At 71.3% G+C, this 17,765-nt stretch carries 14 protein-coding genes; 11 read left to right on the forward strand and 3 right to left on the reverse strand.

Going from position 1 to position 17,765, the window contains the following annotated elements:
* Window positions 1–64 precede the first annotated feature (64 nt).
* From ACFY2Q_RS18690 to ACFY2Q_RS18735, 10 genes are all read left to right on the forward strand, one after another.
* Window positions 65–1,363, forward strand: a complete 1,299-nt coding sequence (locus ACFY2Q_RS18690) for an extracellular solute-binding protein (RefSeq protein WP_387131702.1) — start codon at window positions 65–67, stop codon at window positions 1,361–1,363.
* Between the two features lie 70 nt (window positions 1,364–1,433).
* A complete protein-coding gene (locus ACFY2Q_RS18695) occupies window positions 1,434–2,426 on the forward strand; it encodes a carbohydrate ABC transporter permease (protein ID WP_387131703.1) in 993 nt (330 codons plus the stop codon).
* Window positions 2,419–3,258: a carbohydrate ABC transporter permease gene (locus ACFY2Q_RS18700; RefSeq protein ID WP_387131704.1), complete on the forward strand. Its 840-nt coding sequence runs from the start codon at window positions 2,419–2,421 to the stop codon at window positions 3,256–3,258. Before ACFY2Q_RS18695 ends, ACFY2Q_RS18700 begins: the two co-directional genes overlap by 8 nt.
* A gap of 29 nt (window positions 3,259–3,287) precedes the next feature.
* The gene (locus tag ACFY2Q_RS18705; RefSeq protein WP_387131706.1) at window positions 3,288–4,676 is read left to right on the forward strand and encodes a GH1 family beta-glucosidase; all 1,389 of its coding nucleotides are present in this window, start codon (window positions 3,288–3,290) and stop codon (window positions 4,674–4,676) included.
* Window positions 4,677–4,824: 148 nt separating this feature from the next.
* Entirely contained in the window at window positions 4,825–5,373 is a 549-nt protein-coding gene (locus ACFY2Q_RS18710; RefSeq protein WP_387132071.1) for a 2Fe-2S iron-sulfur cluster-binding protein, read from the forward strand.
* Window positions 5,370–6,353, forward strand: coding sequence for an FAD binding domain-containing protein (locus tag ACFY2Q_RS18715; protein WP_387131708.1), 984 nt, complete (start codon window positions 5,370–5,372; stop codon window positions 6,351–6,353). Before ACFY2Q_RS18710 ends, ACFY2Q_RS18715 begins: the two co-directional genes overlap by 4 nt.
* Entirely contained in the window at window positions 6,350–8,449 is a 2,100-nt protein-coding gene (locus ACFY2Q_RS18720; RefSeq protein WP_387131709.1) for a xanthine dehydrogenase family protein molybdopterin-binding subunit, read from the forward strand. The genes ACFY2Q_RS18715 and ACFY2Q_RS18720 overlap by 4 nt, the downstream gene beginning before the upstream one ends.
* Before the next feature lie 28 nt (window positions 8,450–8,477).
* Window positions 8,478–8,843, forward strand: coding sequence for an ArsR/SmtB family transcription factor (locus ACFY2Q_RS18725; RefSeq protein WP_387131711.1), 366 nt, complete (start codon window positions 8,478–8,480; stop codon window positions 8,841–8,843).
* The gene (locus ACFY2Q_RS18730; RefSeq protein WP_387131712.1) at window positions 8,843–9,484 is read left to right on the forward strand and encodes an SRPBCC family protein; all 642 of its coding nucleotides are present in this window, start codon (window positions 8,843–8,845) and stop codon (window positions 9,482–9,484) included. Before ACFY2Q_RS18725 ends, ACFY2Q_RS18730 begins: the two co-directional genes overlap by 1 nt.
* Window positions 9,485–9,605: 121 nt before the next feature.
* Window positions 9,606–10,121: an NUDIX domain-containing protein gene (locus tag ACFY2Q_RS18735; RefSeq protein WP_387131714.1), complete on the forward strand. Its 516-nt coding sequence runs from the start codon at window positions 9,606–9,608 to the stop codon at window positions 10,119–10,121.
* 27 nt (window positions 10,122–10,148) lie between these two features.
* Here the strand turns inward: ACFY2Q_RS18735 and ACFY2Q_RS18740 are convergent, their stop codons facing one another.
* The 3 genes from ACFY2Q_RS18740 to ACFY2Q_RS18750 all read right to left on the reverse strand — a co-directional run bounded on the left by ACFY2Q_RS18740 (window position 10,149) and on the right by ACFY2Q_RS18750 (window position 15,362).
* Entirely contained in the window at window positions 10,149–12,095 is a 1,947-nt protein-coding gene (locus ACFY2Q_RS18740; RefSeq protein WP_387132074.1) for an ABC transporter ATP-binding protein, read from the reverse strand.
* 104 nt (window positions 12,096–12,199) lie between these two features.
* Window positions 12,200–13,639, reverse strand: a complete 1,440-nt coding sequence (locus tag ACFY2Q_RS18745; protein ID WP_387131715.1) for an ATP-binding protein — start codon at window positions 13,637–13,639, stop codon at window positions 12,200–12,202.
* Between the two features lie 55 nt (window positions 13,640–13,694).
* Window positions 13,695–15,362, reverse strand: coding sequence for an FAD-dependent oxidoreductase (locus ACFY2Q_RS18750; RefSeq protein ID WP_387131716.1), 1,668 nt, complete (start codon window positions 15,360–15,362; stop codon window positions 13,695–13,697).
* Between the two features lie 189 nt (window positions 15,363–15,551).
* On the opposite strand from ACFY2Q_RS18750, the gene ACFY2Q_RS18755 reads away from it, so the two are divergent.
* Window positions 15,552–17,744, forward strand: coding sequence for a hypothetical protein (locus ACFY2Q_RS18755; protein WP_387131718.1), 2,193 nt, complete (start codon window positions 15,552–15,554; stop codon window positions 17,742–17,744).
* Window positions 17,745–17,765 lie beyond the last annotated feature (21 nt).

A 17,765-nucleotide genomic window follows, 5' to 3' on the forward strand; every position in this document is an offset into this window, starting at 1 on the left:
CGTCGCCCACCCCTATCGACGACGGATGCCGGCGGACCCCCACCACGCACCGGAAGGGCTGACCGTGTCGAGACGACACCTCGGGATCCTCACCGCCGCCGTCCTGGCCGCCGCCTCGCTGACGGCCTGTGGCGGCTCCGGCGACGACTCCGCCGGATCGAGCAAGACCCTCACCTACTGGGCCAGCAACCAGGGCGCCAGCCTGGAGGCCGACAAGACAATCCTCCAGCCGGAGCTGGACAAGTTCGAGAAGCAGACCGGCATCAAGGTCAACGTCGAGGTGGTCCCCTGGTCGGACCTGCTCAACCGTCTGCTGGCCGCGGCCGCGTCCGGCAAGGGCCCGGACGTGGTGAACATCGGCAACACCTGGTCGGCGTCGTTGCAGGCCACCGGCGCGCTCGTCGAGTTCGACGACGCCACCCTGCAGGCTGTCGGCGGCAAGGACCGGATCGTGCCCGCCGCGCTCGCCGCCGCCGGTGCCCCCGGCAAACCGCCGGCCGCCGTGCCGCTCTACAGCATGGCCTACAGCCTGTACTACAACAAGAAGTCGTTCGCCGACGCCGGCATCACCGCGCCGCCGACCACCTGGGAGCAGCTTGCCGAGTACGGCAAGAAGCTCAGCACCGGCGGCAAGTGGGGCCTGGCGATCGAGGGGGCCAACCCGTCGGAGAACGCCCACCACGCCTTCACCTTCAGCCAGCAGTACGGCGGCGAGTGGTTCGACTCGGCCGGCAAGCCGACCTTCGACACCCCGCAGAACGTCTCGGCGATCAAGCGCTACATCGACTTCATGGCCGCCGACAAGATCACCAACCCGAGCAACGCCGAGTACGCGCAGAACCAGTCGGTGTCCGACTTCGCCAACGGCAAGGCCGCCATGCTGCTCTGGCAGTCCGCCGGCTCCAACCTGAAGACGCAGAACATGCCCGCCGACGCGTACGGGGTGGCTCCGGTGCCGTTCCTGGCCAGCCCGCCGGCCGGCGGCAAGAAGGTCAACAGCATGGTCGCCGGGATCAACATGGCGGTCTTCAAGCACACGAAGAACCGCGACGGGGCGCTGAGCTTCGTCAAGTTCATGACCAGCGACGAGGAGCAGACGATCCTCAACGGCACGTACGGGTCGCTGCCGGCGGTGAAGGCGGCGGGCTCCGCCCCGGCGTTCAGCGCCCCGGAGCAGAAGATCATCCAGGAGACCCTTGCCACCACAGCCGCCCCGCTGCCGCAGGTGCCCGACGAGAGCACCTTCGAGACCCTGGTCGGCACCGCGATGAAGGAGCTGTTCGCCGACGCGGCGAGTGGCAAGCCGGTCACCGAGGAGTCGGTGAAGTCGAAGCTGACCGACGCGCAGCAGAAGATGCGCTGACCCAGGTGTCACCGGTGGCCGTGGACGGGTGCTGAAGCCCGCCACGGCCACCGCCTCCGAGAGGACCCCGATGGCAACCAGCACCACCGCCCCGGACGCCGACCGGCGCGACTCCCGGGCCGGTGACCCGCCCCGGGACCGGGCGCGCCGGCCCCGCGGCCCGCGCCGATCGCTCCTGCCGTATTTGCTGCTCGCACCGGCCATCGTGCTGGAGCTCGCCATCCACGTGATCCCGATGGTGGTCGGGGTGTGGATGAGCCTGCTGGAGCTGACCCAGTTCCACATCCGCGACTGGTCCACCGCGCCCTTCGTCGGGTGGGAGAACTACCGGGCGACGCTCGACCTCAACAGCGCCGCCGGCAAGGAGCTGCTGCACTCGTTCTGGGTCACCCTGGCCTACAGCGTGCTGTCGGTCGGGTTCGCCTGGCTGCTCGGCATCGCGGCGGCTGTCGTCCTGCAACGGCCGTTCCGAGGACGCGCGATCCTGCGGGCGCTGTTCCTCACCCCGTACGCGCTGCCGGTCTACGCCGCCGTGATCACCTGGAGCTTCCTGCTGCAACGCGACACCGGCCTGGTCAACCACGTCCTCGTCGACCAGCTCGGGGTGCTCAACGAGCGACCGTTCTGGCTGATCGGCGACAACAGCTTCTGGTCGCTGCTCGTGGTGTCGGTGTGGCGCAACTGGCCGTTCGCGTTCCTCTGCCTGATGGCAGGTCTGCAGAACGTGCCAGGCGAGCTGTACGAGGCCGCCGCGATCGACGGCGCGGGGTTCTGGCGTCGGCTGCGCTCGGTCACCCTGCCGATGCTGCGGCCGGTCAACCTGGTGCTGCTGCTCGTGCTGTTCCTGTGGACGTTCAACGACTTCAACACCCCGTACGTCCTCTTCGGCGGCTCGGCTCCGGAGCAGGCCGACCTGATCTCCATCCACATCTACCGCAGCTCCTTCAAGACGTGGGACTTCGGCTTCGGCTCGGCGATGTCCGTGGCGCTGCTGCTATTCCTGCTTGTCGTCTCGGCCGTGTACCTGCTGATCACCAACCGTCGGAGGGACGACAATGCGTGAGACCGCCGGTGAGCGCTGGGGCCGGCGCATCGTGCTGACCCTGCTCACCCTCTTCGTCCTCGTCCCGCTCTACGTGATGGTCACCTCGGCGGCCAAGCCGTTGCAGGACGTGCAGAACGGCTTCACCTGGTGGCCCAGCCGGCCCACGCTGCAACCGTTCGTCGACATGTGGAGCACCGTGCCGCTGGCCCGCTACCTGGTGAACAGCCTCGTTGTGTCGAGCGTCGCGGCGATCTGCTCGGTGACGGTGGCGATCTTCGCGGCGTTCGCGGTGAGCCGCTACCGGTTCCGTGGCCGGGGCGTCTTCTCGGTGACCGTGCTGTCCACCCAGATGTTCCCCGGCATCCTCTTCCTGCTGCCGCTGTTCCTCATCTACGTCAACCTGGGCAACGCCACGGGCATCGAGTTGTACGCCAGCCGTACCGGCCTGGTCATCACGTACCTGACGTTCTCGCTGCCGTTCTCGATCTGGATGCTCGTCGGCTACTTCGACTCGATCCCCCGGGGGCTGGACGAGGCGGCGCAGGTCGACGGTGCCGGGCCGCTGCGCATCCTGTTTCGGGTCATCCTGCCGGCCGCCGTGCCCGGCGTCGTCGCGGTCACCGTGTACGCGTTCATGACCGCGTGGGGCGAGGTGCTCTTCGCCTCGGTGATGACCGACGAGGGCAGCCGCACCCTGGCCGTCGGCCTCCAGGGCTACTCCACCCAGTTCAACGTGTACTGGAACCAGATCATGGCGGCCTCGCTTGTGGTCAGCATCCCCGTCGTCGCCGGGTTCCTGGCCCTACAGCGCTACTTCGTCGCCGGTCTCACCGCTGGCGCGGTCAAGTGACCCACCCAACCCCTGAGGAGAACCGACCCGTGCCCGACCTGTCCAAGCTGCCGCCCGACTTCCTCTGGGGCGTCGCCACGGCGGCGTACCAGATCGAGGGAGCCGTCGACGTCGACGGCCGGGCGCCGTCCATCTGGGACACCTTCTCGGCGACACCGGGCAACGTCGACAACGGCGACACCGGCGCGGTGGCCTGCGACCACTACCACAGGTGGCCGGAGGACCTGGCGCTGCTGCGCCGGCTCGGCGTGGACGCGTACCGTTTCTCGGTGGCCTGGCCCCGGGTGCTGCCCGACGGCGTGGGCCGGGTCAACCCGGCCGGGCTGGACTTCTACGACCGGCTCGTCGACACGCTGCTCGCCGACGGAATCCGGCCGTTCGTCACGCTCTACCACTGGGATCTGCCGCAGGCTCTCCAGGACTCCGGCGGCTGGCCGCAGCGCGCGACAGCCGGGGCGTTCGCCGACTACGCGGCGGTGGTCGCCGCCCGCCTCGGTGACCGGGTGGCCGACTGGAACACCGTCAACGAGCCGCTCTGCGTGTCCTGGATCGGGCACCTGGAGGGGACGATGGCTCCCGGCGAGCGGGACCTGACCCGGGCGGTGCACACGTCGCACCACGTGCTGCTCGGGCACGGTCTGGCCACCCAGGCGATCAGGGCCAACGCCGCCCGACCGGCGTCGGTGGGGCTTGTGCTCAACCTCAGCCCGATCGAGGCGGCTACCGACAGGCCCGAGGATGTCGCGGCGGCCCGGCGGGCGGACGGGCACGTCAACCGCTGGTGGCTGGACCCGATCCACGGGCGCGGCTACCCCGCCGACATGATCGCCACCTACGGCGTCGAGCCTCCGGTACGCGGCAACGACCTGACGGTCATCGCCACCCCCACCGATTTCCTCGGGGTGAACTACTACTTCCGTCAACTGGTGGTCGACGACCCGGCCGGCGCGGCACCGTACGCGAAGCAGGTGCCGGTGCCCGGCGCGGTGGAGACCGCGATGGGGTGGGAGGTGTACCCGGCGGGGCTGGAGCGGCTGCTTGTCGAGGTGCACGAGGAGTACCGGCCGGGCCGGATCATCGTCACCGAGAGCGGGTCGGCGTGGCCGGACGAGGTCACCGCGGACGGCACTGTCCAGGACAAGGAGCGCACCGACCACTTGGAGCAGCACCTGGCCGCCTGCGCGTCGGCGGTGGCCCGGGGCGTGCCACTGGACGGCTACTTCGTCTGGTCGCTGCTTGACAACTTCGAGTGGGCGTACGGCTATGACAAGCGTTTCGGGCTGGTGCACGTCGACTACGCCACCCAGCGTCGGACGGTCAAGGCGAGCGGTATGCGCTACGCCGAGCTGATCCGCGCCCACCGGAGTCTCGCCGCGGCGACCGGCGCAGGCACGCCGGTGGCCCAACGGGGGCGGTGAGGCAGCCGCCCGGGGCGCAGGTCCCGCGCCCCGGGCGGCCATTTGCGTCCCGACCTGACGAAAGCCGCCTCCGAAGGTCCTGGTAGTTCGCCCGGTTTTATACCGAAAACGCTAGTCTGAGCCGGTGCGCGGACCGGAGAACGAGACGATCACCGACGAGCGGCACTCGTCCCCGTTGGCGTTCGAGGTCAACGGTGACCGGCGAGAGCTGACCCTGGACAACCGCACCACCCTCCTGGACGCGCTACGCGAACGACTCGGCCTGACCGGGGCGAAGAAGGGCTGCGACCACGGCCAGTGCGGCTCCTGCACGGTGCTGCTCGACGGCCGCCGGGTGAAGAGCTGCCTGGTGTTCGCGGTGACGCTTGACGGCCGCTCGGTGCTGACCGTGGAAGGGCTGGCCGGGCCGGACGAGCTGTCCCCGTTGCAGGCCGCGTTCATCGCCCACGACGCCTTCCAGTGCGGCTACTGCACCCCCGGTCAGCTCTGCTCCGCCCGCGGCATGCTCGACGAGGTCGCCCGAGGCTGGCCGAGCGCCGTCACCGACGACCTCACCTCCCCCGCCGAGCTGACCGACGCGGAGATCCGCGAGCGGATGGCCGGCAACCTCTGCCGCTGCGCCGCGTACCCGCACATCGTCGCGGCCGTGCGCGAGACGGCGACGATGGCCGTTCACGAGACGGCGGCCACGCGGTGAGGCCGTTCCGCTACCACCGGCCGACCGACGTTGCCGACGCGGTCGCCACGCTGACCGCCGAGCCGCAGGCGGCGTACCTGGGCGGCGGGACCAACCTCGTCGACCTCATGAAGCTCGGGGTGCAGCGGCCCGACCTACTGGTGGACGTGACCCGGCTGCCGCTGGACACCGTGCAGGAACTGCCCGACGGCGGGCTGCGGATCGGCGCGACGGTACGCAACAGCGACCTCGCCGCCCACCCGGTGGTCCGCCGCGACTACCCGGTGCTTGCCCGCGCCCTGCTCGCCGCCGCCTCCGGTCAGCTGCGCAACCTCGCCACCACCGGCGGCAACCTGTTGCAGCGCACCCGCTGCGTCTACTTCCAGGACACCGGCAAGGCGTGCAACAAACGCGAGCCGGGCAGCGGATGCGCCGCCCTGCACGGCCAGAACCGCGACCTGGCCGTGCTGGACTGGTCCGAGCAGTGCGTGGCCACCCACCCGTCCGACCTGGCGGTCGCCCTCGCCGCGCTGGACGCCGTTGTGGAGGCGCACGAGGCCGACGGGTCCCGCGACATCCCGCTCACCGCGCTGCACCGCTCCCCCGGCGACCATCCGGAGCGGGAAACCACACTCGCGCGGGGAGCGCTGATCACCGCCGTCCGACTGCCGGCGCTGCCGGCGGCCCGCCGCTCGACGTACCTCAAGGTGCGGGACCGGGCGTCCTTCGCCTTCGCCGCCGGCTCGGTGGCCGCGGTGCTCGACCTGGACGGCGACGTGGTCCGCGACGTCCGACTGGCGTACGGGGCTGTGGCACATCGGCCGTGGCGGGCGTACCGGGCCGAGGAGGAGTTGCGGGGTCGACAGTTCAGCCCGGAGCTGGCGGCGCGGGCCGCCGACGCCGAGTTGGCCGAGGCGCGACCGCTGCGGCACAACGGTTTCAAGCTGCCACTGACCCGGGCGATCACCGTGCGGGTGCTCACCGAGCTGGCGTCGTCGTGAGCACCGACGCGGTCGGTCGGGCCCACCCCCGGCTGGAGGGCGCGGAGAAGGTCACCGGCACGGCCCGCTACGCGGTGGAGTACCCGGTGGACGGCGTCACCTACGGCTGGGCGGTGCCGGCCACTGTGGTCCGGGGCCGGATCACCCGGATCGACACGACAGACGCGCTCGCCTCGCCCGGCGTGCTTGCGGTGCTGCACCACGGCAACGCGCCGCGCCTCGCTCCCGGGCCGGAGCGGGACCTGTGGCTGTTGCAGACCCCTGCGGTGCACTGCCGGGGGCAGCTGATCGCGGTGGTGGTGGCCACCAGCCTGGAGGCGGCCCGGGAGGGCGCCCGGCTGGTCCAGATCGACTACGACACCGGGCCGCACAGCACCGTGCTCACCGCCGACCATCCCGGCCTGTACCGGCCGGACCACGTCAACCCCAGCTATCCGACGGACACCGCCGAGGGCGACTTCGACGCCGGGTACGCCGCCTCGCCGGTCCGCTTCGACGGCACGTACCGCACTCCGGCGTATCACAACAACCCGATGGAACCACACGCCAGCACGGCACGATGGCACGACGGGCGACTGCTAGTGCAGGACTCCAACCAGGGCACCACCTCGGTGCGGGCGACGCTCGCCGAACTGTTCGAGCTGCCCCCGGACTCGGTCCGGGTGATCGCCGAGCACGTGGGCGGCGGCTTCGGCAGCAAGGGGTACGCCAAGGCTGCGGTGGTGCTCGCCGCGCTCGCCGCCCGGCACGTGGACCGGCCGGTCAAGCTGGCGCTGACCCGCCAACAACTGTTCGGGCCGATCGGCTATCGCACCCCCACCATCCAGCGGGTACGCCTCGCGGCCGACGCCGACGGGCGGCTCACCGCGATCTGCCACGACGCGATCAGCCAGACCTCGACCACCCGGGAGTTCGCCGAGCAGACAGCCGTCTACACCCGCAGCATGTACGCGGCACCGCACCGGCGCACCACGCACCGACTGGTCCGCCTCGACGTGCCCACCCCGTTCTGGATGCGCGCACCGGGCGAGTGCCCCGGCGCGTACGCCCTGGAGTCGGCGATGGACGAGCTGGCACATGCCGTCGGCATCGACCCGGTGGAGTTGCGCGTACGCAACGACGCCCAGGTCGACCCCGACCAGGGTGCGCCGTTCACCAGCCGCAACCTGGTGGCCTGCCTGCGCGAGGGGGCCGCCCGCTTCGGCTGGGACGGCCGGGACCCGACACCTCGGGCGCGGTGCGACGGGCGTTGGCTGATCGGGACCGGGGTGGCCGGGTCGAGCTACCCGGCGCGCTCCCGGCCGTCGTCGGCGGCGGCCACCGCCCGGCCCGACGGCAGTTTCCTGGTACGCGTCAACGCCACCGACATCGGCACCGGCGCCCGGACGGCGCTCTGGCAGGTGGCCGCCGACGCGCTCGGGGTGCCCCCGGAGCGGGTGGACATCCGCATCGGCGACAGCGACCTGCCCACCGCCCCGGTGGCCGGCGGCTCGATGGGCACCTCGTCGTGGAGTTGGGCGGTGATCCGTGCCTGCCAGGCGCTGCGCGAAAAACTGCGCAATACTTCCGCCGGCGGGCCTGCCGACGGCGAGGTGACCGCCGAGGTGAGCACCGACGACGAGGTGGCCGAGCAGCCGACACGGCCCCGGTACGCGTACGGGGCGCAGTTCGTCGAGGTCCGGGTGGACGCCGACACCGGCGAGGTGCGGCTCAACCGGATGCTCGGGGTGTTCGCCGCCGGGCGGGTGGTGAACCCGACGACGGCGCGCAGCCAACTCATCGGCGGCATGACGATGGGGCTGTCGATGGCGCTGCACGAGGAGGGGCTGCTCGACGAGCGGTACGGCGACTGGGTCAACCACGACCTGGCCACCTACCACATCACCGGCTGCGCGGACGTGGAGTCCATCGAGGCGTACTGGCTCGACGAGCGCGACGACGAGCTGAACCCGGCAGGGGTGAAGGGCATCGGCGAGATCGGCATCGTCGGCGCGGCGGCGGCTGTCGCCAACGCGGTGCACCACGCGACAGGAATCCGCGTGCGCGACCTGCCGATCCGATTGGACAAGCTGATCGGCACTTCATCAGTCGCTTAAATAAGCCGCCGGTGATATAACTGTCGTCGTGCACGCCTTCGACGTGCTGGGCGATCCGGTCCGGCGCCGCATCCTGGAGCTGCTCGCCACCGGCGAGCAGACCGCCGGCGCGGTAAGCGCGATCATCCGCGACGAGTTCGGCATCTCCCAACCCGCCGTGTCGCAACACCTCAAGGTGTTGCGGGACAACGGCTTCGCCACCGTGCGGCCAGAGGGCGCCCGGCGGCTCTACGCGGTCGACCCGCGCCCGTTGCGTGAGGTCGACGGCTGGCTGGAGCACTTCCGCCGGTTCTGGACCCCGCCCCTGGCGGCACTCGCCACCGAGCTGGCCCGGGGCCGACGCGAACGCCGGCTGCGCGAAGCCTCTGACCCCACCGACGAGAGGAACACCTGATGTACGACGCGACCGAGCAGATCAACGCCGTCCAACGGCAGGTAGGCAGCCGCACACTGGAAGCCGGCGAGGCCCGGGTGTCCACGATCAGCCAGACCTACCAGACCACTGTCGAGGATCTGTGGGACGCCTGCACCAACGCCGAGCGCATCCCCCGCTGGTTCCTGCCGATCTCCGGTGACCTGCGGCTGAACGGCACGTACCAACTCCAGGGCAACGCGCACGGCACCATCGAGAGCTGCGAGCCGCCGCACCGCTTCACCGCCACGTGGGAGTACGGCGACGAGGTGAGCTGGATCGAGGTGCGACTCACGCCCGTCGACACCGAGCGGACCCGGTTCGAGCTGGAGCACATCGCCCACGTGGACCAGGACCGGTGGGCCCAGTTCGGGCCGGGCGCCGTCGGCGTCGGCTGGGACCTCGGGCTGCTCGGCCTCGCCGCGCACCTGGCCGGCGACGGCAGCGGAATCACCCCGGAGCAGAGCGCCGAGTGGAGCGCCTCCGACGAGGGTCGACGGGCCATGGAGCTCAGCAGCCGCCTGTGGGGTGAGGCGAGCATCGCCGCCGGCACCGACGCCGACGAGGCGAAGGCCGCCGCCGAACGCACCACAGCCTTCTACACGGGCGTCCCGGCAGCCTGACCCGGCCCGAGGTAAGCACGCCCAGCCGCGCCGCGCCCGGCTGCGGCATGGGTGCGCTGTTACGGGCTGCGCGAAGAGCGTTGGGGCGTGGCGGGTCGCGGGCCGGGTAACGTGCTGCGGCATGACCGGTACGCCGTACTCGCACTGCTCCTACTGCGGCGCCGCCTACCCGGCGGATGCCGGGTGGCCGCGGGTCTGCGTGGTCTGCGGTGAACGCGTCTGGCGCAACCCCCTGCCCGTCGCGGTCGCGGTGCTGCCGGTCCGCACCGCCGACGGCCTGGGCGTGGTGGTGGTCCGCCGGGACATCAAGCCGGCCCGCGGGCTGCTCGCGCTGCCCGGCGGCTTCATCGAGTACGGCGAGGGGTGGTCCGACGCGCTGGTCCGCGAGTTACGGGAGGAGACCGGCCTGATCGCGGCGGCCGAGGACGCCCGGCTCTTCGCGGTGCACAGCGCCACGGCGGGCGGCACGATGATGATCTTCGGTGTGCTACCCGAACGGGCGGCCGAGGACCTGCCGCCGTCCGCGCCGACCGAGGAGGCGACGGAGTGGCGTGTCCTCACCGACCCGGTCGAGCTGGCGTTCTCCACCCACACCCGCGTCCTCGCCGACTTCCTCACCTCCACCCGCCCGGCCTGAGCCCACAGGCCGTGCGCGGCGGTGGGGTCAGCGGGGCAGTGCGTCGTCGGTGCCGGTCAGGTAACCGCTGGCCTGAAGCTCGAACAGTTCGCGGTAGAGGCCACCGGCCGCCATCAGCTCGTCGTGGTTGCCGTGTTGGACGAGTCGACCCCGCTCCATCACGAAGATCCGGTCGGCGTGTCGGACGTTCGCCAGCCGGTGGGTGATCAGCACGACCGCCCGGTCGGGCCGGCGGCGCAGGTGCTGGAACAGGGCGTGTTCGGCGCGGGCGTCCAGGGCTGCTGACGGCTCGTCACAGATGAGCAGGGCGGCGTCGCGGTAGAGCCCGCGGGCGGCGACCAGCCGCTGCCACTGCCCGCCGGACAGCTCCTGACCGTCCTTGAACTCCCGGTCCAGCAGGGTGTCGTACCCGTGCGGCAGGCCGACGATCATCTCGTGTGCCGCCGCCGACACGGCCGCTTCCTGCACGGTCGGGCCCTGTCGGTCCGGCGGGCGGTCGTGCCGGCCGACGCGGATGTTCTGCCCTGCGGTGAACGGGAACTTCCACCATTCCTGGGTCATCACCGCCACCTGGGCGCCGAGGGCACGCGGGTCGAGCTCGGTGGCGTCGACTCCGTCCCAGCGGATCACCCCGCCGGTCGGCCGATAGAGCCCCGCGATCAGCTTGGCCAGTGTGGTCTTGCCGGAGCCGTTCTCGCCGACAAGCGCGATCACCTCACCCCTGCGGATGGTCAGACTGACCCGGTCCACCGCCGGGGTGTCGGTGTCCGGGTAGGTGAGGCTCACCGCGTCCAACTCGATGGCGTCGACACCGTCGGTCACCCGGTCACCGCCGATCGGCACCCGGCTGTGGGCGCGGGCCAGGAAGTCCCGGTAGTCCTGGTAGTAGAGAGCGTCCTCATAGAGCGAGTTGGTGGCGACAACCGCAACGCCCAGGCTGGTCCGCGCCGACTGGAGGGCCAGCAGCGCGGTCGCCGCGGCGGCGAGGGCGACCATCCCGTTGAGCAGCAGGCCGCCCAGCACCGCGTACACCCCGAAGGTGGCCAGGCCCGCGACGGTGGCGCCGACCACACGCGTGCCGGTCTGCGAACGGACCAGGTGCAGTTGCGCCCGGGTCTCCACGGTCATCACCCCGCGGTACTCGGCGAGCAGAAAATCACGCATCTGGTACGCGCGCACCTCGGCGGCGGTCCGCCGGTTGGCCATCAGATGGGCAAGCATAAACATCCGCCGCCGACGGGTGATCCGGGCCAGCATCGCCAGATACTCCCGGCGGGCCATCCGCACCGCCGTGATCGCCTGGGGCACCGCCGCGAGCAGCAGACAGGGCAGCAGCAGCGGCTGGATGACTGTCACCGCGACGGCTGTGGCGAGCATCCCGACCACGCCGGTGACCAGGTTGACGGTGTGGTCGACGATGTACGCCGCCTCGGCCATCCCCCGGTCCCGTGCGCGGTCCATCTCCTCGGCGAAGCCGGCGTCGTCGAATGCCGCCAGGTCCACCGCCGTGGTGGCCTCGAACAGCCGCAACTCCACCTGGTAGTTGATCTGCGGGGTCAGCCGGGCCTGCGCCCAACTGGCCGCGATTGTCAGGCCACCTCGGGCGGACACGGCCACGGCGGCCACGATCAGCGCCGGCAGGGCCGAGCGGACCCGGTCCGGGGTGGGGCCGGCGGCGAACAGCTCCCGCAGCACGCTCGTGGTGGCGAGCAGGCCGAACGTGGTCATCACCCCGGCGGCGACGTTGAGGCCGATGGAGACGACGGTGTCGCGACGGCTGGTGGCCCAGGCCAACCCGACCGCCTCCCGGACCAGCCGGGGCAGCCGACGGGCCACCGCCCAGAAGCTTGTGTGCGCGAACTCCTGCGCGTGGTGCAACCAGTCGCGGTCCTCCAACTCCGGCAGCATCGTGCCGCCGGACGGCGGGTCGACCGCCTCGTCGTCGTCCGGGCCAGCGGTGCGCTGACGGGCCATCGACTCCACGGAGACTCCTCGGGGGCGTGGACACGGACGCCGCCCGAGACTACTGCCGGCCACCACGCAATGTCTCTAGGTAGTCGGCGCGTCGTACACGTGTGTCAGGAACCCGGCGACGCGGTGTCGTTCACGGGCAGCAGCACCCGGAACGTCGTCCGACCGGGCTCCGTCTCCACCCGGATGTCGCCGTGGTGCTTGTGCACCACGATCCGGTACGAGATGTCCAGCCCCAACCCGGTGCCCGCGCCGACGGGCTTGGTGGTGAAGAACGGCTCGAAGATGCGCGGACGCACCTCCGGTGGGATGCCGGGGCCGGTGTCGGTGACCTCCACCGCCAGCAGGTCACCAACGCGTCCGGTGCGGACGGTCAACACGCCCTTCTCCCCCATCGCACCCAACGCGTTGTCGATCAGGTTGGTCCACACCTGGTTCAGCTCGGCCGGGTACGCCGGGACCTGCGGGAGGTCGCGGTCGTACTCGCGGACCAGCTTGACCTCGGCGGGAATCTTCCCCTTGAACATGACAAGCGTGGCGTCCAGCAGGTCGTGCACGTCCACCACCCGGTGCGGCGCGCGGTCCAGTTGGGAGTACTGCTTGGCGGCGCCCACCAGACCGGAGATCCGGCTCACCGCGTCGTCGATCTCACGCATCAGCAGCTCGGTGTCGACGGTGTAGGTGAGCCAGCGCACCGCGGCCTCCAGATCGGCCGGGCCGACCGCCGCCTTCACCTGCGCCAACCAGGGCACGTCGAGCCCGCCGCCGACCAGGATGGGCGCCAGGTCCCAGGCACCACCGACCCCGTGCTCCTCCATCCAGTCGGTGAGGATGTCCTCGGCGTCGGCGGTGGCCATCGGGGTCAGCTTCGGCGCTGTGGCGACACGCGCCACCGCCTCCTCCTGCAACGCGACGAGGCCGTGCAGCGCACGCCCGTCGAGCCGGCCGTCGGCGATCATGGCGAGCTTGTGCCGCATCCCGGCGACCCGGTCACGCAAGACCGAGGTCGCCCGCACCGCCGCCGCCGCCGGGTTGTTCAGCTCATGGGTGAGCCCCGCCGAGAGCGAACCGAGCGCCAGCAGCCGCTCCCGCTCACCGACGATGGTCTGGGAATCCCGCATGCCGAAGAACAACCCCTCCAGCAGGTGCATCGGCATCGGGAACCAGGACCGCAGGGCGTACGCGAAATCCTCCGCCGGCAGCACGAAGAACTCCGCGTCCACCACCGCCCGCAGGCTGTTGCGGTAGATCTGGTCGACCTGGTCGCCCAGGTACGCCTGGGTGGCCCCGCCGTACACGCCGCGCTGGTCGGTGCGGCTCACCTCCACGTCGTCACCGCGCACCTGCCGGCTCAACGCCACCGCGCCGCGCACCAGCACGAAGAAGCAGGTCGCCGGCTCCCCCTCGGCGTAGACGAGGGTGCCGGCCGCGTGCTGCTCGACCCGGCCGTGCTCGGCCAGCCAGTCGAGCTGCCCGTCGTCGAGGGCCTCGAACAGGAACAGGGTACGCAGCTGCGCAGGCGTCAGCCGGTCCGACTCGGCGCTCACTGGACCTCCCTCGTTCGCGACTGCGGGGCTCGCAACACCGGCTCACTCCTCGCGCTCACTGGACCTCCAGGTAACGGTGCACGAGCGACACGGCCATCGCTCCCTCGCCGACGGCCGAGGCGACACGCTTGACCGACTCGGCGCGCACGTCACCGGCGGCGAACACCCCCGGTACGCTTGTCTCCAGGTGGTACGGGTCGCGCGACAACGACCAGCCGGCCGGCCGACGGCCGTCGGTGAGCAGGTCCGGGCCGGTGACGATGAACCCGCGCCCGTCCCGGACCACCACCCCGTCCAACCAGTCCGTCCGGGGCTCCGCGCCGATGAAGATGAACAGCCAGGACGTGTCGACAGTGCGGCCCTGCCCGGTGCGCGTGTCGCAGAGGGTGAGCTGTTGCAGGTGGCCCTGCCCGGTGCCGGCGACGACAGCCGTGTGCGGGTGCACGGTGATCCGGTCGATCCGTTCCAGCTGGTCGATGAGGTACCGCGACATCGACGCGGTCAGGTCCGCGCCACGGATCAACAGGTGCACGCGGGCGGCGTACCGGGAGAAGTGCACAGCGGCCTGGCCTGCCGAGTTGGCCCCACCGACGATGTAGACGTCCTGGTCGACGCAGCTGGGCGCCTCGGTGGCGGCGGCGCCATAGAACACGCCGCGGCCGGTGAAGTCGGCAAGCCCGGGGGCGTCGAGCACCCGGTAGGAGACGCCGGTGGCCAGCACGACTGTGTGCGCGGCGATCTCGGTGCCGTCACCGAACCGCAGCAGCCGGGCGGAGCCGGCCTCGCTCAGGCCGACGACCTCCCGGGCGCTGAGCAGTTCGGCGCCGAACTTCACCGCCTGTCGCCGGGCGCGATCGGTCAACTGCGCGCCGGAGACGCCGTCCGGGAAGCCCAGATAGTTTTCGATCCGGCTGCTCTGCCCGGCCTGCCCGCCGGTCGCCCGCCGCTCGACGAGCACGGTCCGCAGCCCCTCCGACGCCCCGTAGACCGCCGAGCCCAGACCGGCCGGGCCGGCGCCGATCACCACGAGGTCGTAGAAGTCGGACGCCGGCACCACCGTCAACCCCGCCAACGCCGCCAACTCGGCCTGGGACGGCGAGATCAGCGCCTTACCCTCGGCGGTCACCACAAGCGGTACGTCCGCCTCGGTGGCACCCGCCGCGTCGAGCAGCCGGACGCCCTCCGGGTCGTCCGCCAACAACCAGCGGTACGGCACCAGGTTGCGGGCCAGGAAGTCGCGGACCTTGAACGACGGCGACGACCAGCGGTGCCCGACGACCCGGATCTCGACCGACGCCGCGTCCGGGGTGACCGACCACGCCTCCAGCAGACCGTCCACCACCGGATACAGCTTCTCCTCCGGCGGATGCCAGGGCTTGAGCAGGTAATGATCCAGGTCGACCACGTTTATCGCCTCGATCGCGGCGTCGGTGTCCGCGTACGCGGTGAGCAGCACCCGACGGGCGGCCGGGAAGATGTCCATCGCCGCTTCGAGGAACTCGACACCTGTCATCTCCGGCATCCGGTGGTCGGCCAGCAGCAGTGCCACCTGCTCGCCGCGCAGCTTGACCTCCCGCAGCGCGTCAAGCGCCTCCGGCCCCGACGCGGCGCGCAGCACCCGGTAGCGGTCGCCGTAGCGGCGGCGGATGTCCCGGGCCACCGCCCGGGAGACCACCGGGTCGTCGTCGACGGTCAGGATCACCGGGTTCGCCATGGCGCCCATGAAACCACCTGCCGGGGGTCGACCGCACGACCGCCCAGACCTCGGAGCCACGGTTGATCAGGCTCGGGATGGGTAAGCCGGTGAGCCGCGCGGGCGGACGCACCTGCCGACCCGCCCGACTGCCGTGCACACCTCGGGGGGCCTATGGCGGACGCGTCACCGACCGAACCGACAACGTCGGCCCCGGTCGTGGAGCTTCGTGTGCACGGCGTCTCCCGAGCGGGTGCCGACCAGGTGCTGAACCAGCCGCACTTGGAACAGGTCGCCGGCGACCGCAACGGCGGTTTCTACCGTCCCCGCGCCGGCTACCCGGGCGCCACCGGCCCCGGCGGGGTGACGACGGAGGCGTACCGCTGGAGTGACCTGCCGTCCGGCACGGCCGTGCGGACGCTGTCGCTGGTGTTCCTGCTGCCCTTCATGCTCTGCAACGTGGCGCTGTGGATGCGCCCCGGAAACCCCGGCTCCAAGCACGTCGTCCTCGCGCTGTGCCGGATACTCGCGCTGACCCTCACGATGCTCTACGTCCTGTCCATCGTCGGTGTGGCGCTGGACCTGGTCGCCTGGCGCTGCATGGGCACCCCGTCCTGCATGTCCGGGCGGAGCTGGCTGTCCTGGCTCGGCGGACGCTCACCCGGGCTGCGCCTGGGGGTGCTGTCGGTGGTACCCGTCGCCGCGATCGGAATCCTCTGGTGGCTGGGTTCGCGCCAGGGGCAGACGTTCGACGCCTTCCGGACGCCTGTGGAGGAGACCTCGGCGCACCGGTTGAGCGGCGTCGGCCAGTGGGACGCCGCGCCCCTGGTCGGCCGGCTGCGCTCGGTGCACGTGGCCGCCGCGTTCGCCACGCTCGACGGCAGCCTGCTGCTCGCCCGCGCCACCACGCACTCCTCGCCGGTGATGATGGTGCTGCTGGTGGTCTGCGGGGCGGTGCTGCTCGCCTGCCTGGCGCTGCTCACCTCCGTACGGGTCATCGACCAGCTCGGTCGGGAACGCCAGGTGGACGGGTTCACCCGCGCGCTCCGCACGGTCACCTGCGGCCTGACGATCCTGGTGATCGTGCACATCATCAGAAGTCCGGCGCCGTGGCCGGAAGGCGGCTCGCTGCCCGGCTACAGCGCCACGATGGCCTGGCTGTTCGTCAGTCAGACCGTGCTGGTGGCGATCCTCGCCGTCGTGGTCGTCTCGCGGCGGGGCGGCAGCCGGCGAGGCGGGGCGCTGCGCGCACTGGGCGTGCCGGTCTTCATGACGATCGCCGCCGGGTTCGCCGTGGCGTTCTCGGCGGAGCTGGTCTACCGCGTGTCGGACCTGCTGGACCGCGAGGGAGACACCGCCGACACCCTCGAAACCAGCCCGCCACTGGCGTACAAATGGGCGATCTTCGGGTTTTTCTTGGCGGTGATGACCTCGTTGCTGGTCGCCGGGGTGATCACCCTGCTGACCCGGCGCAAGCGGCGGCGCGCGGCGGCCGCCATCGTGGCGGCCGACTTTCCGGACGCGCCTCCCGAGGCGGCGCAGCGGCTGCGGCAGATCGAGGAGGCGGTAGCGCGAGCCCGGTTCACCGAACGGCTGGAACCGCTTACCGTTGTGTACGCCGCCCTGGCCGCGCTGGGTCTGGCGACGAGCCTGCTGGGCCTGTTCCAACTCCACCCCGACGACGTGCTGGAACGCTACATCGGGGTGCCCGCCGGCCTTGTCGACTTCATGGTCGGGCTGGGCAGCTACCTCATCGCCGCCATCATCGTCGGGCTGGTCCTCGGTGGCATCTTCGCCTACCGCACGGCGCCGTTCCGCCGGTACGTGGGCGTGCTGTGGGACCTGGGGACCTTCTGGCCCCGGGCGGCGCATCCGTTCGCCCCACCCTGCTATGCCGAGCGGGCCGTGCCGGAACTGACCAAACGAATCACCTACCTCGTGGACCAGGGCAACGGGGTGCTGCTGGCCGGGCACAGTCACGGCTCGGTGCTGCTCGCCGCCACGGTGCTGCAACTGCCGCACCGGATCACCGAACGGGTCGGTCTGCTGACCTACGGGTCCCCGCTGCGACGGCTGTACTCGCCGCTGTTCCCCGCGTACGTCGACGACGAGGTGCTGCACGAGATCGGCCAGCGGGTCGGCTGGCGCTGGCTGAACCTGTGGCGCGACACCGACCCGATCGGCGGTTGGATCTTCGCCGCGCACCGCCCGGGTGACACCGAGACGTTGACCGGCCCGTCGGCGACCGTCGACCGCCGGTTGAAGGACCCGCAGGGCGTGGTGCCGCCGCCCAGCGACAGCGCGCCGCCGCCGATCCTCGCGCACCTGCCCTGCGAGTCGCAGGAGGCGTTCGCCGAGGCCGTACGGGACCTGGCCCACCGCCTGCGCGCCGGCCGAGCGCGCAGCGAATGACCCGGCCGGATATCGTCGCCG

Source organism: Micromonospora sp. NPDC000316, assembly GCF_042898885.1.
Taxonomy (GTDB): Bacteria; Actinomycetota; Actinomycetes; order Mycobacteriales; family Micromonosporaceae; genus Micromonospora.